Below are 26,037 nucleotides of genomic sequence, written 5' to 3' on the forward strand. Positions count from 1 at the left end.
TCGGGTCATGCCACGGCGGGCTGATAACAGTCCGTGAAACCGACCCGATCGACGGGCGCCACCCCGTCATTACTTGGTCGGAGATCTTACCGGGGTCACACCCGGTTCGACCGCTCAGTTCAGCGTCGTCATCTCGACCGGCTTGCCCTTGGTGGTCGGGTTGGACGCGTTCGCCTTGGGTGCCTTTTCGGCCTTGGGCTTGCGCACTTCCTTGCTGGATTTCTTCTGGCTCTTGGCCATGACCATACCTCATGGGGCGGAAGGCCCCGCTTAATGCTACACCTTTCGCCGACGATACACCCGTCTTATCGCGGGCCGTCTTATCGCGGGCCGTCTTATCGCGGGTGCGCCGCAAGCAGGTCCAGCGTCGCCTGGTCGCCCTTGCCACCATAGAACCGGTCGAGTGCCGCGCGATACGGTGCCGGATCGTCTGCGACCGCGGCGAACAGCGTCATCGACGACCGCAGTTTCACCGCATCGATCCCGCCCAGGATCGTTTCTGCGGAGCCCTCTGCGGCAGTCACGGCGCGCGTGACCTCGATCAGGCGCGGCCCAAGTATCTCATGCGCAAGATAGGCGCGTGCCTCGTCGGCGGAGGCGATCGCATAGGTTCTGGCCATCGGACTTTGCCCCAGTCCGGCAATCTGTGGAAAGATGAACCAGATCCAGTGACTGCGTTTCGCACCCCGCCGCAACTCGGCAAGCGCTTCCGAATAGACACCGTCCTGCGCGATTACGAAACGGTCGAGATCATGAGCCATAGGATCGAGATGGTCGTGCCCCGTCGTCTTCGCAACCGCGATACCCGTCGATGCGTTGCACAGGGGGTTCAGGAGATCAGGCGATGACGATGGTGCTATCATGAAGAGGGCAATCGCGGTCGCGGCGTTCGTGCTGCCGCTCATCACCGGCGGATGCGGACAGAACGACGACCCGACGAAGACCGCATCGCCCAGCGGTTTCACGCCGCCCGAAACGCGCGCGCCTACACCCATCGCCGGTCAGGCGCAGACGACGCCGGTCACCGCGTACGTCGGCAAATACCCGCACGATGCCGTCGGTGGCGTCGATTTCTACGACCGCACCGACGTCGCGACGGGTCTCGTCAACGCGGTCGGCGATGCGAAGCTGCGCGAGATGATCCGCGGTCGATCGGGGCCTGCCACGCCGGTTTTCAAGATGGGCGACCGGGTCGCATCCTGGGGATGCGAAGAGCATAATTGCGGCGATCACAACTGGACGGTGATCGTCGACCCGAAGCGCGGCAAGACGCAGGTCTGCTACCATGATGCTGCGAAGATGGGCCCGCAGAGCGACTGGTATGATGGTGCGGCGCCTGTGCGTCGTGCCGAAACCTGCCCATCGGAAGGATAAGTCATGCTCGAACACATCCCCGCTTGGCTTGGCCACGCGATGAGCGGCCTGCGTGCCGGCACCGACAAGCTTGCGATCGTCCAACTCGGTGAGGATTTCGAGACGCTCGATCTGACCAGCCCGGCATTCGCGCATGAGGCTCGGCTGCCGCCTCGCTTCACCGCGGATGGGGAAGGGGTATCGCCGCCGCTCGTCTGGAGCGAACCGCCGGTCGGGACTGAGCGCATGGTCCTGATCGTCGAGGATGCCGATGCTCCGGCCCCACAACCTCTGGTCCACGCGATCGTCTGGGGTCTGGAAGCCGATGCGGGTCATCTGGCGGAAGGCGCCATTACCGCGGACGGAGAAGGCGTTGGTACCGTTGATGTCGGTCGTAATTCCTATTTGCGCGAAGGCTGGTTGCTACCCGATCCGCCCAGCGGTCACGGCGAGCATCGCTATGCATTCCAGGTCTTTGCAATCGGTGCGGGGGCAGGGGAGGTTGGCACCACGCCGGGGCGCTCGGCGGTGATCGAGGCCATCACGGGCCAAGTGCTGGCGGCGGGCCTGCTGATCGGGACTTATTCGCGTGAGGAAGAAGCCCCCGTGGGGCCGGTCGGAATGGCTACGCCCGCCTGATCTCGATGCCCGAGAGGCGCCTCGTCGGTCAGGCGAGGACGTCGCCGGTCTGTGTCGCGATCAGCAGGATGGTGGTCGAAAAGGCGATGAGGCCGATGAGGATGCTACGGTTCATGGTGATGGGTGTCCCGCTCAGGCGATGGGGATGATCGGGACGGCGGTACCGACTGCGACGGCTGCGAAGAACAGTGCGCCGACGAGCGAGAAGGCAATACGCTGAGCGGTTTCGAAACGGATCGACATGAGATAGTCCTTCGATGGCCGGGCGCCGGACCATCCGGCTGCCGATATCGATTGATCTGCATGGCGCGTGCCAGTTTCTTAACCTCTTGAAGATCCAGGATAATCTTATTTGAGGGTAATCGAGTTGGGGAAACTCACCATGTCTCGGTCGCGAATTACGCCAATTACCGGGATCAGCCTGTGCAAACCCGATCGCGGCCGTCCGACTTGGCGGTATAGAGCAGGCGATCGGCACGTTGCAACGCGGTGTCGACCGCTTCGCCTGCCTGCACGGCGGTAACGCCGGCTGATACGGTGATGATGCCGAGTGCGGTGTCGGTCTCGCGATTGCGAAAGCGTTTGCCAGCGACGGTCGCGCGAACCGAGTCGAGTATTGCCGCGGCATCGACCAGGTCTACGCCACCTAACAGCATCGCGAACTCCTCGCCGCCGTGCCGCACGACGAGGTGCGGCGCACAGGCTACGGCCATCGCCTGCCCGATCGCGACGAGCACGCGATCGCCGACCGCGTGGCCATGCACGTCGTTGACGCGCTTGAACCGATCGATGTCGCACAACGCGATGCAATAGGGTCCGGCATCCTGGTCGCGTGCCGCGAAAGCTTCCTCGAACGCGCGTCGATTGGGCAGGCCGGTCAACACGTCGCGCCGTGCCGTGTCGCGCGCTTCGGCCAATTTCGACCGCAGCGAATCCGTTTCCGCCGTTGCCGCCGCCAAGCGGACTTCGCTGTCGTGGATACGCTTGATCATTGTGCTCGTGATCTCGGCAACGCCATCGATTTCGGCCAGTTGGGTGATCGCCGCCGCACTGTCGGCCAGGTCGCGTCCGAAACCGTGCGTCTCTTCGCGTATCGTCCGGACGATCTGCGCGAAGCCGTCGACCTGCTGTTGCGTTTCGATCACCAACGCCACGGCGGTATCCGGCGTCGTATCCGCCGCGGCTCGTTCCTTTTCGCCGGCGCGACGCGGGAGTGCGAGCGGAGGTCCATCCACGACCGTTCCGCCAAGCTGCTCGATATCCGACCGGGTCAACCGGACGCCGTTGCGTGTGACCCGCGCGACTGCCTCTGCGAGCCCGCCGTCGGGGGCCGACAGCACCGCGAACGCGAACGCGTAATGAGCGGGGTCTGGACTGAGTTTGTGCTCGTCCAGGAACAGTCCGATTCGCTCGAAAAGCGCGGCATTCGGTTCCGAATGCGACAACGAACCCGCTATTTTGACACCGCGCATCTTATCCCCCGCGTCCCTACAGAGGCGATAGACCCGAAAGCGTTATCATAATGTCACCGGACCGGCAGGTATTTGCCGGTCCGGTATCGATCCTTACTTGCCCGTCAGCTTCTGGACTGCGGCAAGCGTCGTCGAGACATGTGCCTCGGGGTTCATCTCGTCGTGAACGAACGCGATGCGGCCGTCCTTGGCGATGACGTAGCTGGTGCGCTTGGTGATGTCGCGCCCTGCCATCTGCTTGCCGAGCGCGACGTCATAGCCCTTGACCACGTTCGGCCCGGCGCTGGCGACCGCGAACTTACCCGCGCACTTCTCGGCCGAGAACTTGCTGAGCGTCTCGACATTGTCGGCCGACATGCCGATCACGGTCGCACCCGCCTTGGTGAACGCCGGGATGGCCTCTGCAAACGCATGTGCCTCGGCGTTGCAGCCGCCGGTATAGGCCGCCGGGAAGAAGTAGAGCACGACCGGGCCCTTCTTCAGCTGATCGGCGAGGTGGACGGTGAACACCTTGCCGGCGATCGCGCCGCGCGTGGTGAAATCCGGAGCCTTGGCGCCGGGCGCGAGTGCCGCCAGCGCAGGCGCCGCGACGAGGAGGGCAGCGGCAGTGGCAAGTGTCGAGACGAGGCGCATGGATGATACTCCGTTTAGATCGCAATGACCTACGCTGGCGTGATCGATCCGTCCATTGCCCGTGACGCTCGCGCTCGATAGGCTGGAAATATGCCAGTAACCCAAGCCGATATCGATCTCGCGCACCGCCTCGCGGATGCCGCGGGCCACGTCATCCGACCCTATTTCCGCCATGAGCACGGCGTCGAGATCAAGGACGACCAGTCCCCCGTCACCCGCGCCGACCGCGAGGCCGAGACCGCGATGCGCCGGCTGCTCGACGCCGAACGCTCGGGCGACGGCATCGTCGGCGAGGAGTTTGGCGAGAAGCCGGGCGTCACCAACCGCAAATGGGTGCTCGACCCGATCGACGGCACGCGCAGCTTCACCGTCGGCCGCGCGATCTTCGGGACGCTTATCGCGCTGGTCGAGGATGGCTGGCCGGTGCTGGGGATCATCGACCAGCCGATCCAGCGTGAACGCTGGGTCGGTGTAGCGCGGCGTCCGACCACTTTGAACGGCGTACCTGTCCGCACCCGCACCTGCCGCGAACTAGCGGGGTCGACGATCGCCACAACCAGCCCGCATCTGTTCGACGAGGTCGACGTGCCGCACTACTTGGCACTGGTCGCTGCGATCTCGGGCGGCAACCCGCGGCAGGGGCCTGTCTATGGTGGCGACTGCTACAATTACGGCCTGCTCGCGAGCGGCCATCTCGATGTGGTCTGCGAATCGGGTCTCAAGCTCTACGACTTCGCCGCGCTGGTGCCGGTAGTCGAAGGCGCGGGCGGGCGCATGTGCGACTGGAACGGCGACCCGCTGACCGCAGACAGCGAAGGTCATGTGCTGGCGATCGGCGACCCGGCGCGGATGGACGACGTGCTGGAGGCGATGCACCGCTTGCAGGATGGCCACGATCACGATGCGCATGACGGCCATGACCATGGATAAAGGTTCCCCTCCCGCGTGCGGGAGGGGCTAGGGGGGGCAGGACGTACGTACTGGCGTCCGGCACGCGATTGGCGCTTCCCAATGCCGCAAGTGGAAGGGCACAACAGCAGTCTCGCAAACCGCAAAGCCCTACATCACCATCCCCCTCCGTCATCCCGGCGGACGCCGGGACCCACGGACACGGAGCGCTAGCTGTCTGAGCTGACACAACCAGGGGCCCCTGCGTCCGCCGGGGTGACGGGGTTGGTGTGGTGAGGAGTGAGTGCTCAGCGATGGCCGCGTCGTGGCCAGGCCGCTATCCAGCTCGAACGCTGCGATCAAGCTTGAACAGCGCATCGACTTCACACCTACGTGCGACTACCGGCCACAGACAGCAACCGGCCACAGACAGCAACTGGCCACAGACAGCAACCGGCCCGTATGTTCACCACCAAGCCCTGATCACACCCGGTCCGTCATCCCGGCGGACGCCGGGATCCATGGACACACAACGCTAGCCGCCGCCTGCACAAGCCCAACCATCGGAACCGGCGCTCGCCTGACGCCAAGACGGGCAAGCTAGGAGAGGGGCGTACTATCCTCGCCGCCCCTCAGAAGATCCCCAGGAACTTCTTCCGCTGCCCCTTCTTCTCCGCAGCATTCGTCTTCCCGTCCTCGGCCTTGGCGGTCGTCCCATGCCCCACGTCATCGCGCGGCTGGCCCTTGGTGGTCCGCTGCGCCGCCGCCGTAGCCCCGGAGAGCACCGGCCCGCACGCGGTAGACTTCGCATCGCCGACATCGACGAACGCCAGAATCCCCGCGACCGGCGTCGCCACCAGCGCCAGCCCGAGCCCGCTGCCGACCCGCGCGAGCAGGTCCTTCGAGATCACGTTGAGCTTTGGCGCCGCGAACAAACCGCCGACACTAACCGGCGATTGCCCGGCAAACAGGCTGAACTTCTTCGAATCCGCCCGAAACGCCAGATCCACCGCCTCGTTGCGGAAGCTGAAACCGCCACGACCTACGATCACGTTCTTGCGCGTGTCGATCAGGATCGGGTCCGCCGCCGCGACACCGCCGCGCACGGTAAAGCCGATCAGTCCGCAATTGATCTGTACCGGCTCGTCGAGCTTCCCCTGGAACATCCGCTGCGCGAACGTGCCGATGTCGAGTTCAGCCAACTGCACGTTGCGCACCGAAAGCGCGCCCGACGGCAACACGAACGCGATCCGGCCACGCGACGACGCCAGCGAATCGTGGATCGAGTCGCCCCGGCCATCAAGCTTGATGCGACCCTTGACGGTCCCGGTCGTCCCGGCCTCGGTCAGGCCATAGCCCTTGAGCAGCCGGCCCAGTGGCGTCGGCGCGAGGCGGATGTCGTAGGACACCGCGCTCGGCCGTGCGCGCGTGTCGAAGATGACGTCCGAGGCCACGTTGCCGCGCGCCATCGAGAAGGTCAGCGGCGACAGCGCCAGCCGCCCACGCTCCAGATCGAGCGTCAGGTCAATGTTGGAGATCGGCAGGTTGCGCGACTTCACCACCCCGATCGTCCATTTCAGGTCCGCATCGAAGATCTGCATCGTCGCAACCGGCAGGTTCCCGTCGGGCAGCAGCCGTTGCGGCGCGGCGCCCGTCGCGGCAGCGGCCGCCACCGCGCCCTTCGACTCAACGATGTCAGGATTGAAGCCGATGAATGGGGCCGCATCGATGATGTCGAGGCTCTTAGTCGTGAGCACCGAATCGAGATGGATGCGCGCGCCGTTGGTAATTGTCAGCTTGCCCGCGAGATCGGTCCGGCCCGCAAAGCCGCGCAGGTGTGTGAAGGCGTATTCGTCGCCCTGCTTGATGAGTTGCGCGCGCAGTTTGTAGGTCCGCGTGTTCGGGATCGCGACGTCGATCACGCCCAGCAGCGTCGACAGGTTTGCGCCGCGTGCCGTGACGGCGAGCGGCACGTTCTCGACATCGGCGATGCTCGGTAGCGTGCCTGCGACGTCGATGATGTTCCCCGCCGCCCGCGCCCGCGCGACCAGCTTGTTCTGCCCGCGATTGGCGGTCGCGTCCGGCGACAGCAACTGCGCGGTCAGCGTGAACGGCGTCTCGCGCAGCCGCCCCTTGCCGGTCAGCCCGACCGCGCGGCCGATCGTCGCGTCGACCGAGCGGATATCGGCGACCTTGAGGTCCGCCAGCACGCGCATTCGGGGATCGAGATAGCGCACCGTCGTGCCCGTGACCGTGGCAACATCGATCCGCGGGAATTCGAGCGGCTTGCCACCCTTCTTGTTCGAGAACGTCCAGGTATTCGCCGAATGCGCCGCGTTCCACTCGAGGTCGACCGCGCCGTTGACGAGATCGAGCCAGTACAAGCGTCGCTTGCCGAAGAGCAGCGACAGCGGCGCGATCCGCGTGTCGAGCTTGTCCGCCTGGAACAGATTCGGCTTGCTCGCCCAGTCGGGGTTCGAGAGCGTGAAGTTCTCCGCGTACAGCTTGATGCGGAACGGCGCGAAATAAAGCTGGAAATCGCCGCGCACGGTCAGCGTACGGTGGGTGAGCGAGCCGACGACGCGCTCGAACGGGTGCTTCAGGAAGCGCCCCTTGGTGATGTACAGCACCATCCAGATCGCGACGAGGACCGCGACGATCCCGAGCAGGATGTTGCGCAGTATCCGCCGCTTGCGACGTTTTTGCGCAGAGGCTGCTTCCGGGGTCGCGGAAGGGGTCTCGATCGGCTGCGTCGGGCTGTCGTCCATGTTTCGCCTATCGCACGACAGCCGCGTCAGTTCCACAACGGTTGATATGGCGGATCATTGCGTCTATGCGGCCCGCTTCCTCGAAGGGAACGCGTTCTACGAATCGCCCGGCCAGTGTGGGCTGCCGCGGCGATTTCAGCGTCCTCCTTCGTAACCGAAAGGATAAAAATGCCCAAGCTGAAGACCAAGAGCGGCGTCAAGAAACGCTTCAAGCTCACCGCCACCGGCCTGCTCAAGCACGGCGTCGCCGGCAAGCGTCACCGTCTGGCGCATCACAACGGCAAGTACATCCGTCAGAACCGCGGCACCAAGCTGCTGTCGAAGGCCGATACAGCAGCAGTGAAGGCCTGGGCGCCTTACGGCCTGCGTTGAGCTGAGAAGGAATTAGACAATGGCACGCGTAAAACGGGGTGTTACCACCCGCGCCAAGCACAAGCGTATTTTGGTTCAGGCGAAGGGCTATTATGGCCGTCGCAAGAACACCATCCGCATCGCCCGTCAGGCCGTCGAGAAGGCCGGACAGTACGCTTATCGCGACCGCAAGGTTAAGAAGCGCACGTTCCGCGGCCTCTGGATCCAGCGCATCAACGCCGGCGTCCGCGCCGAGGGTCTGACGTACTCGCAGTTCATGCACGGCGTGAAGCTTGCAGGGATCGAACTCGACCGGAAGGTCCTGGCCGACATCGCCATGCACGAGGGCGCTGCATTCAGCGCCATCGTCGCCCAGGTGAAGGCGGCTCTCCCCCAAGCCGCGTAATCCGCGACTGAGGTGAGGTTTAGAAGGGCGTCGGTGGGAGACCACCGGCGCCCTTTCTGCGTTTGGGGGCGTGAAGTGTTTGAGCGCTGGTGGAACGCGAGGTTTCGCCATGCAAACCGCAACCGCAAACTCAATCCTCGATCCCTAACCTCCGTTCCGCCTAACCCCTATCCGTCATCCCGGCGAACGCCGGGACCCACGGTTACGGCGGAGCCGGCAATAACGTGCTACCATCACCCGGCCCGCTACCGTGGGTCCCGGCGTCCGCCGGGATGACAGGAGTGTTGATGATGGATCAAAATGATCCGCCACGCGGGCACAAGGGGAGCACGAAATGCGCGAAACCTTCCAGCCCTGCGTCTACATCCTCCACTCCCGCCGCCACGGCACGCTCTACATTGGCGTCACCTCAAACTTGCTCGCAAGGCTGGTTCAGCACCGAGAGGGGTTGATCCCCGGCTTCACTCGCCGGTACGGCATCAAGCGTCTCGCCTATTACGAGATGTTCGACACGATGGAGGCCGCGATCGTACGCGAGAAGCGGCTAAAGGAGTGGCGAAGAGCGTGGAAGATCGACCTGATCGAAGCGCGCAACGAAAATTGGGACGATCTGGGTATCGGCCTCGGGCTGCCCCGCCTGACCGAACCCGCCCTGGGAGTATGACGTGACGCAAGACCTGAACCAGATGCGCGACCACATGCTGACGGCGATCGCCGCCGCATCCGGGCTCGATGCGCTCGACGCGTGTCGGGTCGAGGCGCTCGGCAAGCAGGGTACGATCACCGCGCTGCTGAAGACGCTCGGCAAGATGACCCCGGACGAGCGCCTCGTCCAAGGCCCGCTTATCCAGGGCCTTCGCGAAGCCGTCGCCAACGGCATCGCCGAGCGGAAAGCCACGCTCGAACGCGCCGCGCTCGACGCGCGTCTTGCCAGCGAAACGCTCGACATGACGCTGCCCGCCGACGCCACGCCCGCCGGCACGATCCACCCGGTCAGCCAGGTCATGGACGAACTCGCCGAGATCTTCGCCGATCTTGGTTTCGCGGTCGCGACCGGTCCCGAGATCGAGACCGACTGGCACAATTTCACCGCGCTCAACATCCCCGAGACGCATCCTGCGCGCGCGATGCACGACACCTTCTACCTCCAGCAGGGGATCGACGCGAAGGCCGCTGGCACCGCCGACGAGAAGACGACCTTCTCGCTCCTCCGCACGCACACGTCCCCGGTCCAGATCCGCACGATGTTGGCGCAAAAGCCGCCGATCCGCATCATCGCCCCCGGCCGCACCTACCGCTCGGACTCCGACGCGACGCACACGCCGATGTTCCATCAGGTCGAGGGCCTTGTGATCGACAAGGGCATCACGCTCGGCCATCTGAAGTGGACGCTCGAAACCTTCGTGAAGGCGTTCTTCGAGCGCGACGACATCGTCCTTCGCCTGCGCCCCAGCTACTTCCCGTTCACCGAGCCGTCGGTCGAGATCGACGTCGGCTACACGCTGGTGAAGGGCAAGCGCGTCGTCGGCGGCGCCGAGCCCGATGGCTGGCTGGAAATCCTCGGCTCGGGCATGGTCCACCGCAAGGTCATCGAAGCCTGCGGGCTCGACCCCGACGAATGGCAGGGCTTCGCGTTCGGCTGCGGCATCGACCGCCTCGCGATGCTCAAATACGGCATGGACGACCTCCGCCCGTTCTTCGACGGCGATATCCGCTGGCTCAAGCATTACGGCTTTTCGAGCCTCGACGTCCCCACCTTGTCCGGCGGAGTCGGCGCATGAAGTTCACCCTAAGCTGGCTCAAGCAGCACCTCGAAACCAGCGCCACGCTCGACCAGATCGTCGAGGCGCTGACCCGCATCGGCCTCGAAGTCGAAGGCGTCGAGAACCCCGGTGAGAAGCTCGCCGCGTTCAAGATCGCCAAAGTGCTCAGCGCCGAACGCCATCCACAGGCCGACAAGCTCCAGATCCTGTCGGTCGATGCCGGTAACGGACCCCTCCAGGTCGTTTGCGGCGCCCCCAACGCACGCGCCGGCCTGGTCGGCGTGTTCGGCGCGCCCGGCGCCTACGTCCCCGGGCTCGACGTGACGCTGAAGCTCGCCAGCATCCGCGGCGTCGAATCGAACGGCATGATGTGCTCGACGCGCGAACTGGAACTCGGCGAGGATCATGACGGCATCATCGAACTGCCCGCCGACGCGCCGATCGGCACGCCGTACCCCGACTATGCCGGCCTCACCGACCCGGTCATCGACGTGGCGATCACGCCCAACCGCCAGGACTGCATGGGCGTCCGCGGCATCGCCCGAGATCTCGCCGCCGCCGGCCTCGGCACGTTGACGCCACTGACCATTCCCACCCCCTCCGTCATCCCGGCGGACGCCGGGACCCAAGGTGCGGCAGGGGCAGACGGCGAACTCGATCCCCACCGTCGCGGCAATGGCGGAGCAACGGCTGGATCCGGACCCGATGTCGCAACGCTCGATCCGGAGGGCTGCCCCGCCTTCTTCGCCCAAACCGTAACCGGCGTAACCAACGGCGAGTCCCCCGAATGGATGCGCCGCAGCCTCATCGCGATCGGCCAGAAACCGATTTCCGCGCTCGTCGACATCACCAACTATCTGATGATCGACCTCGGCCGCCCGTTGCACGTCTACGACCGCGCCAAACTCTCCGGCGGCCTCGTCGCGCGGAAGGCCAAGGACGGCGAACAGGTCGTCGCGCTCAACGGCAAGACCTACACGCTCGACGCGACCATGACCGTCATCGCCGACGACACGGCCGTGCACGACATCGGCGGCATCATGGGCGGCGAGCATTCGGGCGTCTCCGCGGGCACCACCGACGTGCTGATCGAATGCGCGTATTTCGATCCCGACCATATCGCCCGCACCGGGCAGAAGCTGACGCTCACCTCCGACGCGCGCAGCCGCTTCGAACGCGGCGTCGATCCGGCGTTCCTCGAAGACGGCCTCGCGATCGCCACCGCACTCGTCCTCCACATCTGCGGCGGCACGGCGAGCGACGTCACGCGCTCTGGCCAACCCCCGCTCGAACCCCGCGTGATGCACTACGACCCGCGCCTCAGCGCAGAGCTCGGTGGCCTCCACGTCGCCCCCGAACGCCAGGCGCGAACCTTGTTGTCGCTCGGCTTCACGATCGGCGCGATCCAGTCCGCCGACGCGTTCAGCGACGCGCTGTTCTCGACGATCGAAGGCAAATGGCCGGTCACGATCCCGACCTGGCGCCGCGATGTCGACGGCCCCGCCGACCTCGTCGAGGAAGTCGTCCGCATTGAGGGCATCGACTCGATCCCCTCGACGCCGCTCCCGCGCATGCCCGGCGTCGCCAAGCCGACCGCTACGCCCGAGCAGAAACTGGAACGTAGGGCGCGTCGCGCGGCGGCGGCCCGAGGGCTCGACGAGGCGGTAACGTGGAGCTTCCTCTCCGAAGCCGAAGCAGCCCCCTTCGGCGGCGGTGCCTGGACGCTTGCCAACCCGATCAGCGAAGACCTGAAAGTCATGCGTCCGTCGCTGCTCCCCGGCCTGCTCGCAGCGACGGGGCGTAACCTCAAGCGTGGCCAGCAGAGCGTCCGCCTGTTCGAGATCGGCCGCCGCTATCTGGCCGACGCCGAACGCGCGACACTCGGCGTAGTCCTCGCGGGCGACCGCCGCCCCCGTGGCTGGCGCGATGGGAAAGCGGCGACCTTCGACGCTTATGACGCGAAGGCCGAAGCTCTGGCGCTTCTCGCCGCCTCGGGCGCGCCCGTCGATAACCTGCAAGTGATGGGGGAGGCCGGCGACGCATGGCACCCCGGCCAGTCGGGTACGCTCCGCCTCGGGCCGAAGACGGTGCTGGCAAGCTTCGGCATGCTCCACCCCTCCGTCCTGAAGGCCTTCGACCTCGACGGCGCCGTCGCCGCGGTAGAAGTCTACCTTGACGCGATTCCCCCCAAGCGCGCGACCGGCTTCGCGCGCCCGGCCTACACGCCGCCGGCGCTGCAAGCCGTCCGCCGCGACTTCGCGTTCCTCGTGCCGGCGGCGCTCGCGACCGACACGTTGGTCCGCGCGGTCAAGGGGGCGGACAAGGTCGCGATCGTCTCGGCCCGCGTGTTCGACGTGTTCACCGGGGCAGGGGTCGAGGACGGCCACAAGTCGGTCGCAGTCGAGATCGTCCTGCAACCGACCGCCAAGAGCTTCACCGACGAAGAGATCAAGGCGATCGCCGACAAGGTGGTCGCAGCGGCCGCAAAACAAGGCGCGAGCTTGCGCGTCTAAGCGCGTGGATGACCAAACGTGCCCTCACCCCTCCCACGGCCAAGCGGCCGCGGGCCCCTTCCCTCTCCCCGCAGGGGAGAGGGAGAGACGCCGAAGGCGGCGAGGGTGAGGGCACGCGCTGGCGTACTAATACCACCCCGGCGGAGGCCGGGGCCCAAGTGGTAAGGCCGGTATAACGGAGCGATGCGCGTCGTTGGCAACGTCCCCCAATTGGGCCCCGGCCTTCGCCGGGGTGGAGTGAGGTGAGCGTTTTGAGACCTCGCGCGTTTGAAGCTCACGGAAGGAATCCCATGACCGACCTGATCACGATCGCCAACGATCACCTCACCGCGCAGATCAACCCGCACGGTGCCGAACTCACCCATCTCCACGACGCCGACGGCGGCGAACTGATGACCAACGCCGACCCGGCCTTCTGGACCGGTCACGCCCCAATCCTCTTCCCCGTCGTCGGTGTCGTCAACGAAGGCGTCATCCGCCTCGATGGCCAGGCCTACCCGATGCAGAAGCACGGCTTCGCGCGCCATTCGACGTTCGACGTCGTCGCGCAGTCGGAAAACTCCGCCACTTTCCGCCTCACCGACAGCGAGGAAACCCGGAAGGCCTACCCGTTCGCGTTCGCGCTCGACATCGTCTTCACGTTGGACGGCGCGACGCTCACGCTGAAGGCGCACATCCACAACCGCACCGACGCGGCGATGCCGGCAAGCTTCGGCTTTCACCCCGCCTTCGCCTGGCCGCTCCCCTACGGCGAACCCCGCGCCGATCACCGCATCACGTTCGACGCGGACGAACCCGGCAAGCTGAAGGCGATCAGCCCCGACGGCCAGATCGCCGTCGACGAGCGCCCCTCGCCGGTCGAGGACCGCGTCATCGCCCTGCGCGACGAGCTGTTCGCCAAGGATGCGCTGGTCTGGGACCCGATCCATTCCGACGCCGTCACCTATGGCGCTAAGACCGGCCCGCAATTGAAGATCGCCTTCCCCGACACCCCCAAGCTCGGCATCTGGACAAAACCCGGCGCGGCCTATGTCTGCGTCGAGCCCTGGCACGGCATCGCCGACCCCGAAGGCTATACCGGCGATTATCGTGACAAGCCCGGTGTGTTCGAAATCGATGCGGGGGGTACGAAGCGCATCAGCATGAGCGTGACGCTGGCAGCCGAGCACTGACGGACTCCCCTCCCTGGAAGGGAGGGGCAGGGGGTGGGTCGGTTTCCGCATCATGGCACGGTTGCGGCCAAAGCCGACCGACCCACCCCCAACCCCTCCCTTTCAGGGAGGGGAGAGCGTTGCGTTTGGGGAGCAGACGGGGTCCTGTCACAACACCTCGCCCCAAGCGCCCTCTGTCCTCCACGCCCTACATCTGCCAAGAGCGGCGCCAAGCCCGCCGCGTTTTCCCACTGCATCCCGCCGCACCGCGCGCGGGCTGCAGCTTGGCCTAACCCGGCCTAACCTTCTTTTCCCAGCCAAGTCCGACGACTCGGCTCACCGGACCCACGCCATGACCCAATTTCCCCGCCGCACCTTCGCGATCATCTCGCATCCCGACGCCGGCAAGACCACGCTGACCGAGAAGCTCCTCTACTTCGGCGGTGCGATCCATCTCGCCGGCGAGGTGAAGGCGCGCGGCCAGACGCGTCGCGCGCGCTCCGACTGGATGAAGATCGAGCAGCAGCGCGGCATCTCGGTCACCTCGTCGGTGATGACGTTCGAGCGCCAGGGGATCACCTTCAACCTGCTCGATACGCCGGGCCACGAAGACTTCTCCGAGGACACGTATCGCACGCTAACCGCGGTCGACTCGGCGGTCATGGTGATCGACGCCGCCAAGGGCATCGAGCCGCAGACGCGGAAGCTGTTCGAGGTCTGCCGCCTGCGCAACGTGCCGATCATCACCTTCGTCAACAAGGTCGACCGCGAGGGCCGCGATCCGTTCTCGCTGCTCGACGAGGTGGCCGAGATGCTCCAGCTCGACGTGTGTCCGATGAGCTGGCCGGTCGGCATGGGCGGCGAGTTCGAGGGCGTCTACGATCTCTACGCCAACACGCTGAGCCGCCCCGAGGGCGACAGCCGCGAATTCATGGGCAAGGCGATCCCGTTCACCGGCATCGACGATCCCGAACTCGCCAAAATCCTCAGCCCCGAAGCGATGATCCGCCTGAACGACGAAGCCGAACTCGCACAGGGCGGCTATTCGAGTTTCGACCCCGAAGCCTATCGCGCAGGCAACCTGACCCCAGTCTATTTCGGCTCGGCGCTCAAGGACTTCGGCGTCGCCGAACTGATCGCCGCACTCGCCGACTACGCCCCGCCACCACGCGCGCAGCCAGCCGAGCCTGCGCCCGTGTCTCCGGACGAGCCCGAAGTCACCGGCTTCGTGTTCAAGGTGCAGGCCAACATGGACCCCAACCACCGCGACCGCATCGCGTTCATGCGGCTATGCTCGGGCGTGTTCAAGCGCGGCATGAAGCTTACGCCCACCGGCCACGGCAAGCCGATCGCAGTGCACTCTCCCATCCTGTTCTTCGCACAGAACCGCGAACTCGCGGACGAGGCATTCCCCGGCGACATCATCGGCATCCCCAACCACGGCACGCTCCGGGTCGGCGACACGCTCAGCGAGAAGGCCGCGATCCGCTTCACCGGCCTGCCGAACTTCGCGCCGGAAATCCTGCGCCGCGTCGTGCTCAAGGACTTCACCAAGACCAAGCAGTTGCGCAAGGCCCTCGACGACATGGCCGAGGAGGGGGTCACGCAGGTGTTCTACCCCGACATCGGCTCGAACTGGATCATCGGCGTCGTCGGCCAGCTTCAACTCGAAGTGCTGCTCTCGCGGCTGGATGCGGAGTACAAGGTCGCGGCGGGACTCGAGCCGGCGCCGTACGAGACCGCACGCTGGATCTCGGCGGAAGATCCGCTCGAACTGAAGACCTTCGCCGAGATCAACCGCGGCGCGATGGCCAAGGACCGCGACGGCAACCCCGTCTTCCTCGCCAAGAGCGCCTGGGAAGTGAACTACATCGCCGAGCGCTACGCCAAGATCCGCTTCGCTGCGACGCGCGAAAGATAAAAGACCGCCGGAGCTGACCAGGTCTCCGAAAACTTATCAAAGTCTTCGGTCCTCGTCGGCCGCAACGTCAGGGCTACAGCGTCTGGTCCGTCTTGCCCGGCGATCTGTAGTGACGTCGCTCAATCATGCGTCGTGCGGGGTTGTCTCGCAGCACTTTCGCTACCCAATTGTCGCGCCTGGTTGGTTTGCGATGCCGATGCCGTCGCGCCCCATATCGTTTAGTACGCGCAAGCTTTCGCTGCCATCGTACTGCGACCACGATGGCGGCAACTAGTAATACACTAGTAACCATAACTTGAACGTTCATCTATCAGCCCCACTTCGGATAGATGGGATATCAAATATTGGCATAATCTGTAATTAAATTGTGAACTGAGACGATATTATATCGTAAACCGTTGACTCGTCATGGGTAATTCGGGGTTATGATCAACAAAAAAAGAAAATGATTGCTCGCAACTGATTGCCGAGGAGTAGCTGCATTTAACAGCTCACAGATGGGCAGAGACTGGATAACGCCTATTATCGGAAGGATGCCGCCGCCCGATTGGATCATAGAGTTCAGCGTTCGAAATTACTTGGCGATACACATTCCCCAAGTACGCTGTGCGGCACCTCGCATCGTCGGATAACCCGCGCGGACCGGAATATTGTCGAAAATGGCCGAGGTGATTTAACGCCACCTCGGCCCACCTAGATCAACGCCTTGGCTTGGCGGCGAACGCAGCCTTTATTCGGGCGATCGCCAGCATGTTCGCGTCCTGTGCGCCGCGCACGACCATGCCCATGCCGAAGAACTCGTGCGTCACACCCGGGAAAGTACGCTGCTCAACCTTATCACCCGCCGCCCGCATCGCCGCTGCCAGCGTCTCGCCATCGGAGCGAAGCGGATCGATCTGCGCGTTGATGATCGTCGTCGGCGGCAGGCCGCGCAGGTTTGCCTTCACGAGGTTCAGCCGCGGGTCCTGCGCATCGGCGGGATTGGTCTGGTAATAATAGCCGAACCACTTGAGCATCGCGCCGTTCAGCGGCTTCGCGTTCGCCGAATCGATCCGCGACGGCAGCGTCATGCTGCTGTTCGCGATCGGGTAGACCGATACGATGTGCAGCGGCGTGGTCAGCCGGTTGTCGCGCGCGTAGATCGCCGTCGCGACCGCCAGATTGCCGCCGGCACTCTCGCCTGCGACCGCGATCTTGCGCGGATCGCCACCCCAGCTTGCCGCATTCTGCAGCGTCCAGCGATAGGCGGCTGCTGCGTCGTCATGCTGTGCCGGGAACTTGAACTCCGGTGCATGGCGATACTCGACCGACACGACGATCGCACCGACCTGTTTGGCGAGCAAACGTGGTGCCGCGTCGTAGGTGTCGACCGTTGCGATCACCCAGCCGCCGCCGTGATAATAGACGACGACCGGCAGGTTCTTGGCGTTGGCGAGCGACGCAGGCTTGTAGATCCGGGCGAACTGGTTCGCGTCGCTGCCATAGGGCACGTCGCGCGTCGTCACGGTCGCGTCAGGCGTTGCCGACAGGCCATGCTTGATCATGACCTGCTTGGCGCCATCGGCTGCCGACGGCTGCATCCGCGCGACGGCTGGCGTGAGCGTCTCGATCGGCTTGCCACCGAGCGCGGCGAGCTGGTCGAGCACGACCTGCATGTCGGGCGCGGCCTTTGCCGGCTGGGTCGCGGTCGGTGCGGGCGGCGGCGGTGGTGGCGCATCGACCGACCGTGCGGACTGCGCAATCGCGCCGCTCGTCAGGGCGATACCCGATGTCGTGATCAAGGTCGCGGTGGCGAGCGCCATCAGGGTGCGCGATGAGCGGTTGGTCATGCGGTATGGTATCCTGTTTCGAGTGCCCCCACTCGCCGCTTAGAACCGCGTGATCGGGTTTACGTTCCCGCAGGCTCTTGTAACCAACGCTTTTCACACGTGTTTTTTGCTGCTGAAGTTGCTCTCCGTCGTATTAAAATGGCGCAGCGTGTCCTGCGACCCAGGTTTCTACGACCTTGTCGACGTCGGCGATCGAGCGGGTGGGATCGCCATCGACGACCAGCAAATCGGCGCGCGTTCCGGCCACGATCAGGCCGCGATCGCGCAATCCGAGCAGGTCCGCGCCCGCAGCCGTGGCGACCCGCAAGGCTTGCTCGGGCGTCAGCCCCGCCTCGACCATCAGTGCCAGCTCGCGGTGTTCAGCGATGCCCGGCACGCGCACCGCGTTGGCGCCGCTGTCCGTGCCGAACCCGATCTTCACGCCGGCGTCGTACAGCGTCTTCAGGTTACGCAGGTTCATCGCCAGCGACTTCCGCGCGTCTGCCGTCTTCGGATCGGCGAGAATCTTCGCCCGCCACGCCGGATCGTCGACTTGTTGCGCAAGGGCAGGCGACAGCGCGGCGCGGGCGAACGGCATCTGCGTCCACGGCGCGCGATCGGCCCAGGCGAACGTCGCCTCGTCGAGCTGCAACGTCGGAATGTACCAGACGCCCTTCGCCCGCAGCGTCGCGACGAACGCAGGGGGCACCGGCGTGTCGCGGATACCGTGCGCGATGATGTCCGCGCCCGCCGCGACGATCGCCTCCGCATCCGCGAGATCGTGGATATGCGCCGCCACGCGCAGCCCGCGCGCATGCGCCTCGGCGATCACCGCGCGGTAGACGGCAGGGGTCATCTTGACCGGCACGCTGCCGCCGAAATCATCGAGCCACAACTTTACGAGGTCAGTCTTCTCCGCGGCCATCATCGCGACCGCCTTGCGGGCTTCCTCGGGCGTCGAGGGGCGGAACAGCTGGTCGGGCCCGACCTTCAGCATCGCCTGCGGTGGCGCGCCGTTGGGAACGCCGATCCCCTGCATCACGCCGAATAGGTCCGCGCCGTCGATCCGTCCGGCATGCGCGTCGGCGCGTATCCCGACGAACGCCGGACCGTTGTTGCCGAGCGCCGTCACCGTTGTCACGCCGTAGCGGCGATACTGGGCGAGCTGCGCGACGATGTTGGCGCGCGTGTAGTTCTTAGCACCCGTCTCGGTGCCGCTCACCTGGCCGACATGGCTATGGTCCGAGACGAAGCCGGGCAACACGGTGCGCCCCCGATAATCGCGCCGTTCCGCGCCCGCCGGCACCGCGACCTTGCCCGCAGCGACGATCCGTCCGTTCGCGATCACCACCGTTGCATCGTCCACGGGTGCGCCGCCGCGCCCGTCGATCAACCGGACACCGGTCAGCGCGATCGTCTGCGCGGTAGCGGATCCGGCGGTGAGGGCCGATGCCGCGAGGGCGATCGTGCCGAGGCGAGCGGAAATTTTGGTTCGGCGCACGATGATGTCCTTCTCGGGAGGATGCGCCGACGGGACGCCATCTCCCTGAAACGTCAGCGGATGACGCCCGTTCCGATCCGTGTCCGTCAACGCCGAGCGCGCGCGACCTTCAGCGCGATACGGACCGGCTGCATCGTCTCGACCGGCTTGAACGACAGCAGCATCACCAGTGCGACGCCAGCGATCGACGCCGCGCCAAGGAACCGCACGAACCGCTCGCCGGTCAGCGGCGCGCCACAGTGGAACAGCGCCACCGCGAGCACGAGTGACGCGACAATGCGCAGGGCGCGGATAGCGGACGGCGCAACGATACCGAGGTCGCGGCGATACTTGAACGCAGTCGCCGCCAGCAGCAGCCAGCCGAAGAAGCACAGCATCGTAGCTTCAAGCATGAACGGTCTCCGGGAGTGTTTTGCGGATCTTTGCGGCGGGTTTGCTTCGGGCCGACCGCCATGCACCGAGCGCGAGCAAAGCGGCGACCGCGAGCATGGCGAAGTCGAATGCTGCGAATAGCGTGTCGCCGGACAGCATCGATCCGGGCAGCCCACGCGATGTGGTGAGCGTATCGGCCACCGGGATAGCTGCGAAGGTGACGGAGCCGATCGCGAACCCCTCGGTCCACGCGCGGCGCGCCGGTCGCAGCAATTGCAGGAGCGCAACGCCGCCCCATACCCAGAACATCGTCGCGACTTCGGTATCGGCGCGGTTCGCGACGTCGGCGGGGATCAGGCGGTTGGCAAGAAGGTAGGCGGCCATCCCGATCGGCAGGCCGGCGATGACGCCGATGTTCAGCCGCTCGACCAGCTTCAGTCCGAAGAACGGCACCGCGCCCGGCTTGCGACGCTTGGCGGTCCACAGCAGCAGCCCGGTGCCAACCATCGCCGCGCCGGTCAGCCCCAGCACGAAATACGCCCAGCGCAACGCCGGGCCCGCGAATTGCGCGACGTGCAGTCCCAGCATCACGCCCGCAGTGGCGAGCGCGGGCCCGACATCGGCGGCGCCCTCCAGGAACCGTCCGTCACTGCCCGCATAGGTGACCGACGGCCCGCTTCCGTTGAGCGACGCGCTCGAATGACGGTACAGCGTGACGGTGCTCGCGGCATCGTTAGGGTTGCGCACCACGACCGTCGCCACGGACGCACCGAAGCGCCGCTCAGCATCCGCGACCAGCGGGCCGATCGCGACCAGCGGAGCCGGCGTACCCGTCGCCTCGCGCTCGGACGGCGTGCCGAACGCGGCTTGCGCGAAATCGGCGGGCTTCGCGTAGTTCGCGACGACCGGCCACGGCATGTACATCGCCACCAGCGTGATCAGCCCGGTATAGGTGATCATCGCGTGATAGGGCAGCGCCAGCACCGCGGACACATTGTGCGCGTCGAGCCAGCTACGCTGCCCCTTGTTCCAGCGCAGCGTGAAGAAGTCGGCGAAGATGCGCTTGTGCGTGATGACGCCCGACACGATCGCGCCGAGCATGAACATCGCGCACAGCCCGGCCAGCCAGCGTCCCCAGGGATGCGGCAATTGCAGCTGGAAATGGAAGCGATAGAAATGCTCCCCGCCGCGGGTCTCGCGGGCGTGCACGTCGTCACCGGTCGCGGGATCGAGCACGATCTCCGGCGCGCGACGCTTGGCGGCCTTGGGGTCCGGCTTGCGCTGTTCGAAGATCCGCGTGACCGCAGTCCGCGCATCGGGAAGGTAGATATACCATTGCAGGTCGTCCGCGCCGACGCGTTGCAGATGCGTGACCGCAGTCTGTGCGGCGTGCGCGGTCGACACAGGCGTCGCGCGGAATTCCGGCTGCATCCACTGCGTGATCTCGGGCCGGAAATAGCTCGCGGTGCCGGTCAGGAACATCGCGAACAGGATCCATCCCGCCAGCAACCCCAGCCAGCCGTGGATCCACGCCATGCTCTGGCGCAGCGTAGTTCCGACCGCCGAGGTCATGGACGAACGCCGAGCAGCCAGAGCAATCCGCCGCCAAAGGTCGCGATCCCCCACACTGCGGCCGCTACTCGCAAAAGCCGGTGTTCGTGAAAGCACCACAAGGCGATTCCGGTATAGATCGGGAACGACAGGATCATGCCCCAGCTCGTCGCTTCGACGCGCGCGATGGGCAACAGACAGGCAATCAACGTCGCCAGCACCGCCGCCGCTACATAGCCGCCGACCAGCGCCGTCACGCTGCGTAGCGCCATCCTCCAGACGAACGGGCGCACTCTTCGGCCCGAGGGAAAAGGGCCGGCTTTCAGGATCCGGCCGTGCATGAACATTTTGTCATTTTTCCTTGCCGCGCTTCCAAACCGCCTTTAGCGGGCTTTGCGAGTCATTATCAATATCAAAGTGGGTAGCGCTTATGCGGGGACGTTTCATGGTCGGGATGCTGTTGGGGACGGCGTTGGGCAGCATCGCAGTGCCTGCATTCGCGGCAGAGCATGTGCCTGCCCCGGCAGTCGTTGACGCGGTCGAACCCGCGATGGCGGAGGATGATATCCAGACGCGCAAGGACGAGATCGTCGTCAACGGCGAGCGTATCCGCAAGACCGGCAGCACCGGCACCAAGACCGAGACGCCGCTGATCCGCACGCCGCAGGTCATCACCAGCATCGACGAGAAGGAACTGACGCTCCGCAACGCGCTGTCGATCAACCAGGCGCTCGGCTATGTCGCGGGCGTCTCGCCCAACCAGCGCGGCAACGTCGCCACCCGCTACGACCAGCTCTACGTCCGCGGCTTCGCGCCCGGCCAATATATGGACGGGATGCGGCTGCTCGGCGGCGTCTATTCCACGCCGCAGATCGACTTTCACCTCGTCGAGCGCGTCGACGTGATCAAGGGGCCGGCGTCGGTCCTCTATGGCAACTCGACGCCGGGCGGCCTCGTCAACCTGACCAGCAAGGTCCCCTATGCGGAGTCCGGCGGTCGGATCGAGCTGGCGGGTGGCAATTTCAACCTGTTGCGTAGCGCGATCGACGTGAACCAGCCGCTCGACAAGGACCACAAGTGGCTGTTCCGCGTCATCGCCGGCGCGGAGCGATCGGACGGGTTCGTCGCGATGACCGGCAACCGGCGCTATTATGCGCGGCCGATGCTGACTTTCGCGCCGGACGAGGCGACGAGCGTGACGCTGATCCTCAATTACCAGCGCGATCCGGAGTCTGCTTCGTATAGCGGCGTGCCCGTCTACGGCTCCGCGCTCACCAACCCGTTCGGCCAGTTTGCGACCGACTTCAACGTAAGCGAGCCGGCGTACGAGGCGTTCGATCGCAAGCAGAAATCGGCCACGCTGCTGTTCCGCCACGACTTCAACGACAAGCTGAGCTGGGCGACCAGCGCGCGCTATCTCGACGTCGATCTCCATTATCGCCAGATCTATCTCTCGGCATTCGCGACGACCGGCACGGGCGCCAATCGCAACACCGATTTCTCGACGATCGTGCGCGGCGGCGGCGGGTCGGACGAGTCGTTCCGAACGATCACGATCGACAACCACGCGACCGCGAAATTCGCGACCGGGCCGTTGCAGCATACGCTGCTCGCGGGCGTCGACTGGCAGAACAACCAGGGTAACAACGACCAGCAGTTCAACACCGGCGTCACGGGTAATCCGGCAACCAGCATCCCGAACCTGAACCTGTTCGCGCCCGTTTATGGCGGCGTGCAGCCGAACTTCCCGCTCACCCAGACGCGCAGTTTCCGCAAGATCGACCAGGTCGGCGCCTATGTGCAGGACCAGATCGCGATCGGTGGGCTGCAACTGATCGCGAGCGGCCGCTACGACTGGTACGACCAGACGACGGTGAACCGCAACGCCGCGGCAGGGGCGGCTAGCGGCATGACGCGGCTCCACCAGACCGCGTTCACCGGCCGCCTCGGCGCGCTGTACGAGACGAAGTTCGGCCTTGCGCCGTTCGTCAGCTATTCGGAAAGCTTCGAGCCGCAGACCGGCACAGGCTTCGACGGCGCATCGTTCGTGCCGGTCACCGGGCGCCAGTACGAGGCAGGGCTGAAGTACCAGCCACGCGGCACCAACGCACTGTTCACGCTGTCCGCGTTCGACCTGCGCCGCCAGAACGTGCCGACGACCGATCCCGCCAACCCGAACTTCTCTATCCAGATCGGCGAGGTCGCGGTGCGCGGCATCGAACTCGACGGGCGAGGGGAGATCACCCCGGGCCTGACCGTCACGGTCGCCGGCACCTATACCGTCCCCGAAGTCACGAGAGGTACGCCGGTCGTCGGCACCGGCGATCAGCTGAGCGGCGTCACGGGCACCAAGCCGCTCGGCATATCCAAGTGGAGCGCGTCGAGCTTCGTCAACTACGACCTGTCACGCGCCGGCGGCGGCGCGCTGTCCGGGTTCAACATCGGCGGCGGCGTGCGGTATGTCGGCAAGTCCGACGGCACCGCGACCCGGGTGGAGGCGAACCAGACGCTCACCACGCGGTTCCAGTCGCCGGGCTATGTGCTGGTCGATGCGGTGCTCGGCTACGATCTCGGCAAGTTCCACGAGTCGCTCAAGGGCCTGAGCCTGACCGCGAACGTCGCCAACCTGTTCGACAAGCGCCACATCGCGAGCTGCTTCTTCGTCAACAGCTGTTACTTCGGCGCATCGCGCACCGTCGTCGGATCGCTCCGCTTCAACTGGTGATCAGCGGACGTCGTCGACCGGCGCCGTCAGGATCACGCGCAAGCCGGGCATGTTGTCGTCCTGCTCGATCGTGCCCGACAGCCCGGCGACGATGGCGTTCATCATCCGGCTGCCGAAGCCGATCCGCGTGCCCGATTTGCCGACGCCCTGGTCCGCGACGATCAGGCGCAGTCGGTTGCGATGTTGTTCGAGGATGATGTGGATCGGGCCGGCATCGCCGCGATAGGCGTATTTGCTCGCGTTGATGACGAGTTCGGTCAGCACCAGCCCGATGTTCACCGCGCGATCGGTGGCGACGAGCACGGGGGCGAGATCGAGCGTCATCTGCGCCGCCCAGTCCTCGCCCAGCGACGTCTGCATGTCGCCCGCGAGTTCCTCGATGTAGCGCGACAGGTCGACCGACTCGACCTGGTCGTCGCGGTACAGCCGGCGATGCACCAGCGCGACCGCGGCGAGCCTGGCCTGCGCCTCGGCGAGATGCTCCTTCACCTTCGCGTCGTCGGACGACTTCGCCTGCAAGGACAGGAACGCCGCGACCAGTTGCAGGCTGTTCTGTACGCGGTGATTGACCTCCTTCATCAGGACGTCCTTCTGCGCGATCAATGCATCCTTGTCGGCCAGCGTCCGTTGCAGGTCGGCGTTGAGCAGGCGCAGGCGCTGGTTGATATGCGCGTCGTGGAACGCGCGGCGCAGGCGGTGAGCGGCCTCGATCTCTTCCCGCGTCCAGCGCCGCGATCGACCGCTGACTGCCTGCGTCCACGATTCGAACGACGTGCGCGGCGTCAGCACGGCGTTGGGATCGACCGACACCGCCTTGTGCGGATTGCCCGCCCATTCGACCTCTTCGATCTGCTCGGCCCGGAACCACAACAGCACCGCTCCCTCGTCGACCAGCGGCAGCGCGAGCAGGCCGCTCGCCTGCGCACGGTAAGCTTCGGCGCGGGGCAACAGTGCCGACAGTTCATGCGTCGTGAACGGCTCGATCACGCCCCGCGTGCGTGCCCATGCGGCAAGATCGAGAATGTCGTCCTTGCCGGGACACGGCCCGTCGGTGTCGACGATCGAGCCCTCGACATAGGCGAAACCGTCGCCGTCGAGCATCCGTCGGAGATCGTCGCGCAACGCAGCAACGATACTGCGCGGGGCCGGCTCGGTCGCGAGCTTGGGGATGACCGCATCCTCCGCCGCACGCAGCCGCAGCCGCTCGCGGTACGTCTCCGCCTCTTCCTTTGCGCGAATCTGGCGCGCGAGCCCGCCGGCCAAAGTCGCCGACGCCGCACGGATGTCGGGCGTGAGGCCCTTCGACGAGCCGTGATGGCAGGCGATCAGGCCCCAGAGCAGCCCGTCCTTGACGATCGAGATCGAGGCCGACGCCGCCACGCCCATGTTGGCGAGATACCGCAGATGGATCGGCGACACGCTGCGCAGCGCCACGTCGCTCAGGTCGAGCGTCTCGAACCCGGCGGGGCGGAGCACCGCGGGCGCGTAATCGATCGTCGGGATCGTTCGCGTCCGGTTGCGCACGTACAGCGCGCGAGCCTGTTTCGGAATGTCCGACGCGGGGAAATGGTGGTTGAGGAACGTACCGAGCCCCGTCGCCTTGTCCTCCGCCATCACGCGACCCGCCTCGTCGTCGAGGAAGCGATAGACCATGACGCGGTCGAAACCCGTCAACTGGCGGAACGCGGTCGCGGCGCGCTCGCACAACGCCTGAAGGTTGCTCGCGCGCTCGAACGTCATCGCCATCGCGTTGAGACGGCCGAGCATGCCGGCCGCGGTGACCGGCTCACCTTCGACAAGTTCGAGTTCGACCAGCACATGCTCCGCGGTGCGGTGAAGGGTGACGTCGAACCGTTCGGTCAGGCCCGCTACCGGCAGTCCGGCAAGTGCCACGCCGGCGACCGTGTCATTGGCGGTGAGTGTCGCATCGATGTCCTGCGCCAACAGCGCCGACAGGTCGCGGCCGAGCCAGTCGGGAGTCAGGCGAGTCTCCAGATCGCCCGCACCCGCCACGACGGTCAGACTGGCCACATCGGCGACGAGCAGCAGGCCATGCGGCTGGATCGCACCGGGAATGTGGATCGGCTCGCGGTCGCACGCATTGAGGTCCAGCCCCACGCCATCGGTGGAACCGGCAATATCGCTCGACGCGTTCATCTACCCGAAACTCTCCTATCGAGTCTCAATCATGCAGCCCCCGGCGGAACAAAGCAAATACCCGC

The 26,037-nt window shown here is 65.6% G+C and carries 22 protein-coding genes; 11 read left to right on the plus strand and 11 right to left on the minus strand.

Going from position 1 to position 26,037, the window contains the following annotated elements; translation table 11 throughout:
- Nucleotides 1-114: 114 nt before the first annotated feature.
- Together AC1MH0_RS13335 and AC1MH0_RS13340 are read right to left on the minus strand one after the other, a co-directional pair.
- On the minus strand, nt 115-240 hold the full coding sequence (locus AC1MH0_RS13335; RefSeq protein ID WP_259457500.1) for a hypothetical protein: 126 nt from the start codon (nt 238-240) through the stop codon (nt 115-117).
- Nucleotides 241-335: 95 nt separating this feature from the next.
- A complete protein-coding gene (locus AC1MH0_RS13340; protein WP_480963180.1) occupies nt 336-761 on the minus strand; it encodes a DUF1810 domain-containing protein in 426 nt (141 codons plus the stop codon).
- A 100-nt stretch (nt 762-861) separates the two neighbouring features.
- Here AC1MH0_RS13340 and AC1MH0_RS13345 point away from each other — a divergent pair, with 100 nt between their 5' ends.
- Together AC1MH0_RS13345 and AC1MH0_RS13350 are read left to right on the plus strand one after the other, a co-directional pair.
- Nucleotides 862-1,374 (plus strand): hypothetical protein, encoded by a 513-nt coding sequence (locus AC1MH0_RS13345; RefSeq protein WP_480963181.1) that lies wholly within the window; start codon nt 862-864, stop codon nt 1,372-1,374.
- A 3-nt stretch (nt 1,375-1,377) separates the two neighbouring features.
- Nucleotides 1,378-1,992 carry a YbhB/YbcL family Raf kinase inhibitor-like protein gene (locus tag AC1MH0_RS13350; RefSeq protein WP_480963182.1) on the plus strand — a complete coding sequence of 205 codons (615 nt, stop codon included), beginning with the start codon at nt 1,378-1,380 and terminating at the stop codon, nt 1,990-1,992.
- Nucleotides 1,993-2,408: 416 nt separating this feature from the next.
- Here the strand turns inward: AC1MH0_RS13350 and AC1MH0_RS13355 are convergent, their stop codons facing one another.
- Entirely contained in the window at nt 2,409-3,464 is a 1,056-nt protein-coding gene (locus AC1MH0_RS13355; protein WP_480963183.1) for a GGDEF domain-containing protein, read from the minus strand.
- A 93-nt stretch (nt 3,465-3,557) separates the two neighbouring features.
- Nucleotides 3,558-4,097 (minus strand): peroxiredoxin, encoded by a 540-nt coding sequence (locus AC1MH0_RS13360; RefSeq protein ID WP_480963184.1) that lies wholly within the window; start codon nt 4,095-4,097, stop codon nt 3,558-3,560.
- 90 nt (nt 4,098-4,187) lie between these two features.
- On the opposite strand from AC1MH0_RS13360, the gene AC1MH0_RS13365 reads away from it, so the two are divergent.
- Nucleotides 4,188-5,027: an inositol monophosphatase family protein gene (locus AC1MH0_RS13365; RefSeq protein ID WP_480963185.1), complete on the plus strand. Its 840-nt coding sequence runs from the start codon at nt 4,188-4,190 to the stop codon at nt 5,025-5,027.
- Nucleotides 5,028-5,617: 590 nt separating this feature from the next.
- Here AC1MH0_RS13365 and AC1MH0_RS13370 read toward each other — a convergent pair.
- Entirely contained in the window at nt 5,618-7,753 is a 2,136-nt protein-coding gene (locus AC1MH0_RS13370; RefSeq protein WP_480963186.1) for an AsmA family protein, read from the minus strand.
- A 168-nt stretch (nt 7,754-7,921) separates the two neighbouring features.
- Here AC1MH0_RS13370 and rpmI point away from each other — a divergent pair, with 168 nt between their 5' ends.
- The 7 genes from rpmI (at nt 7,922) to AC1MH0_RS13405 (ending at nt 15,858) form a co-directional block, all read left to right on the plus strand.
- A complete protein-coding gene (gene rpmI / locus AC1MH0_RS13375) occupies nt 7,922-8,125 on the plus strand; it encodes a 50S ribosomal protein L35 (protein WP_031395289.1) in 204 nt (67 codons plus the stop codon).
- Between the two features lie 19 nt (nt 8,126-8,144).
- Nucleotides 8,145-8,510, plus strand: coding sequence for a 50S ribosomal protein L20 (rplT, locus tag AC1MH0_RS13380; protein WP_056054375.1), 366 nt, complete (start codon nt 8,145-8,147; stop codon nt 8,508-8,510).
- A 334-nt stretch (nt 8,511-8,844) separates the two neighbouring features.
- The gene (locus tag AC1MH0_RS13385) at nt 8,845-9,174 is read left to right on the plus strand and encodes a GIY-YIG nuclease family protein (RefSeq protein WP_121885696.1); all 330 of its coding nucleotides are present in this window, start codon (nt 8,845-8,847) and stop codon (nt 9,172-9,174) included.
- 22 nt (nt 9,175-9,196) lie between these two features.
- Nucleotides 9,197-10,291, plus strand: a complete 1,095-nt coding sequence (gene pheS, locus AC1MH0_RS13390) for a phenylalanine--tRNA ligase subunit alpha (RefSeq protein WP_480965743.1) — start codon at nt 9,197-9,199, stop codon at nt 10,289-10,291.
- A complete protein-coding gene (gene pheT / locus AC1MH0_RS13395) occupies nt 10,288-12,786 on the plus strand; it encodes a phenylalanine--tRNA ligase subunit beta (RefSeq protein ID WP_480963187.1) in 2,499 nt (832 codons plus the stop codon). Before pheS ends, pheT begins: the two co-directional genes overlap by 4 nt.
- Nucleotides 12,787-13,076: 290 nt before the next feature.
- Nucleotides 13,077-13,958 (plus strand): aldose 1-epimerase family protein, encoded by an 882-nt coding sequence (locus tag AC1MH0_RS13400; protein WP_480963188.1) that lies wholly within the window; start codon nt 13,077-13,079, stop codon nt 13,956-13,958.
- A 331-nt stretch (nt 13,959-14,289) separates the two neighbouring features.
- Nucleotides 14,290-15,858 (plus strand): peptide chain release factor 3, encoded by a 1,569-nt coding sequence (locus AC1MH0_RS13405; RefSeq protein ID WP_056484981.1) that lies wholly within the window; start codon nt 14,290-14,292, stop codon nt 15,856-15,858.
- Between the two features lie 698 nt (nt 15,859-16,556).
- Here AC1MH0_RS13405 and AC1MH0_RS13410 read toward each other — a convergent pair.
- The 5 genes from AC1MH0_RS13410 to AC1MH0_RS13430 form a co-directional block, all read right to left on the minus strand.
- Complete coding sequence (locus AC1MH0_RS13410) at nt 16,557-17,687, minus strand: alpha/beta hydrolase (RefSeq protein ID WP_480963189.1); 1,131 nt, start codon at nt 17,685-17,687, stop codon at nt 16,557-16,559.
- Between the two features lie 133 nt (nt 17,688-17,820).
- The gene (locus AC1MH0_RS13415; protein ID WP_480963190.1) at nt 17,821-19,167 is read right to left on the minus strand and encodes an amidohydrolase family protein; all 1,347 of its coding nucleotides are present in this window, start codon (nt 19,165-19,167) and stop codon (nt 17,821-17,823) included.
- Between the two features lie 86 nt (nt 19,168-19,253).
- Nucleotides 19,254-19,559, minus strand: a complete 306-nt coding sequence (locus AC1MH0_RS13420; RefSeq protein WP_480963191.1) for a hypothetical protein — start codon at nt 19,557-19,559, stop codon at nt 19,254-19,256.
- On the minus strand, nt 19,552-21,111 hold the full coding sequence (locus AC1MH0_RS13425) for a PepSY-associated TM helix domain-containing protein (protein WP_480963192.1): 1,560 nt from the start codon (nt 21,109-21,111) through the stop codon (nt 19,552-19,554). The genes AC1MH0_RS13420 and AC1MH0_RS13425 overlap by 8 nt, the downstream gene beginning before the upstream one ends.
- On the minus strand, nt 21,108-21,431 hold the full coding sequence (locus AC1MH0_RS13430) for a hypothetical protein (RefSeq protein ID WP_480963193.1): 324 nt from the start codon (nt 21,429-21,431) through the stop codon (nt 21,108-21,110). Before AC1MH0_RS13430 ends, AC1MH0_RS13425 begins: the two co-directional genes overlap by 4 nt.
- A gap of 89 nt (nt 21,432-21,520) precedes the next feature.
- Here AC1MH0_RS13430 and AC1MH0_RS13435 point away from each other — a divergent pair, with 89 nt between their 5' ends.
- Nucleotides 21,521-23,815, plus strand: coding sequence for a TonB-dependent siderophore receptor (locus AC1MH0_RS13435; protein WP_480963194.1), 2,295 nt, complete (start codon nt 21,521-21,523; stop codon nt 23,813-23,815).
- Here AC1MH0_RS13435 and AC1MH0_RS13440 read toward each other — a convergent pair whose 3' ends face one another.
- Nucleotides 23,816-25,972 carry a histidine kinase dimerization/phosphoacceptor domain -containing protein gene (locus tag AC1MH0_RS13440; RefSeq protein ID WP_480963195.1) on the minus strand — a complete coding sequence of 719 codons (2,157 nt, stop codon included), beginning with the start codon at nt 25,970-25,972 and terminating at the stop codon, nt 23,816-23,818. It abuts the gene before it with no gap.
- Nucleotides 25,973-26,037 lie beyond the last annotated feature (65 nt).

Source organism: Sphingomonas sp. AP28 (genome assembly GCF_056680455.1).

What these genes read in the sequence shown, in the direction of transcription:
- AC1MH0_RS13335 (WP_259457500.1), bottom strand. Translation starts at nt 240, where the DNA reads ATGGCCAAGAGCCAGAAGAAATCCAGCAAGGAAGTGCGCAAGCCCAAG.
- AC1MH0_RS13340 (WP_480963180.1), bottom strand. Translation starts at nt 761, where the DNA reads ATGGCTCATGATCTCGACCGTTTCGTAATCGCGCAGGACGGTGTCTAT.
- AC1MH0_RS13345 (WP_480963181.1), top strand. Translation starts at nt 862, where the DNA reads ATGAAGAGGGCAATCGCGGTCGCGGCGTTCGTGCTGCCGCTCATCACC.
- AC1MH0_RS13350 (WP_480963182.1), top strand. Translation starts at nt 1,378, where the DNA reads ATGCTCGAACACATCCCCGCTTGGCTTGGCCACGCGATGAGCGGCCTG.
- AC1MH0_RS13355 (WP_480963183.1), bottom strand. Translation starts at nt 3,464, where the DNA reads ATGCGCGGTGTCAAAATAGCGGGTTCGTTGTCGCATTCGGAACCGAAT.
- AC1MH0_RS13360 (WP_480963184.1), bottom strand. Translation starts at nt 4,097, where the DNA reads ATGCGCCTCGTCTCGACACTTGCCACTGCCGCTGCCCTCCTCGTCGCG.
- AC1MH0_RS13365 (WP_480963185.1), top strand. Translation starts at nt 4,188, where the DNA reads ATGCCAGTAACCCAAGCCGATATCGATCTCGCGCACCGCCTCGCGGAT.
- AC1MH0_RS13370 (WP_480963186.1), bottom strand. Translation starts at nt 7,753, where the DNA reads ATGGACGACAGCCCGACGCAGCCGATCGAGACCCCTTCCGCGACCCCG.
- rpmI (WP_031395289.1), top strand. Translation starts at nt 7,922, where the DNA reads ATGCCCAAGCTGAAGACCAAGAGCGGCGTCAAGAAACGCTTCAAGCTC.
- rplT (WP_056054375.1), top strand. Translation starts at nt 8,145, where the DNA reads ATGGCACGCGTAAAACGGGGTGTTACCACCCGCGCCAAGCACAAGCGT.
- AC1MH0_RS13385 (WP_121885696.1), top strand. Translation starts at nt 8,845, where the DNA reads ATGCGCGAAACCTTCCAGCCCTGCGTCTACATCCTCCACTCCCGCCGC.
- pheS (WP_480965743.1), top strand. Translation starts at nt 9,197, where the DNA reads ATGCGCGACCACATGCTGACGGCGATCGCCGCCGCATCCGGGCTCGAT.
- pheT (WP_480963187.1), top strand. Translation starts at nt 10,288, where the DNA reads ATGAAGTTCACCCTAAGCTGGCTCAAGCAGCACCTCGAAACCAGCGCC.
- AC1MH0_RS13400 (WP_480963188.1), top strand. Translation starts at nt 13,077, where the DNA reads ATGACCGACCTGATCACGATCGCCAACGATCACCTCACCGCGCAGATC.
- AC1MH0_RS13405 (WP_056484981.1), top strand. Translation starts at nt 14,290, where the DNA reads ATGACCCAATTTCCCCGCCGCACCTTCGCGATCATCTCGCATCCCGAC.
- AC1MH0_RS13410 (WP_480963189.1), bottom strand. Translation starts at nt 17,687, where the DNA reads ATGACCAACCGCTCATCGCGCACCCTGATGGCGCTCGCCACCGCGACC.
- AC1MH0_RS13420 (WP_480963191.1), bottom strand. Translation starts at nt 19,559, where the DNA reads ATGCTTGAAGCTACGATGCTGTGCTTCTTCGGCTGGCTGCTGCTGGCG.
- AC1MH0_RS13425 (WP_480963192.1), bottom strand. Translation starts at nt 21,111, where the DNA reads ATGACCTCGGCGGTCGGAACTACGCTGCGCCAGAGCATGGCGTGGATC.
- AC1MH0_RS13430 (WP_480963193.1), bottom strand. Translation starts at nt 21,431, where the DNA reads ATGCACGGCCGGATCCTGAAAGCCGGCCCTTTTCCCTCGGGCCGAAGA.
- AC1MH0_RS13435 (WP_480963194.1), top strand. Translation starts at nt 21,521, where the DNA reads ATGCGGGGACGTTTCATGGTCGGGATGCTGTTGGGGACGGCGTTGGGC.
- AC1MH0_RS13440 (WP_480963195.1), bottom strand. Translation starts at nt 25,972, where the DNA reads ATGAACGCGTCGAGCGATATTGCCGGTTCCACCGATGGCGTGGGGCTG.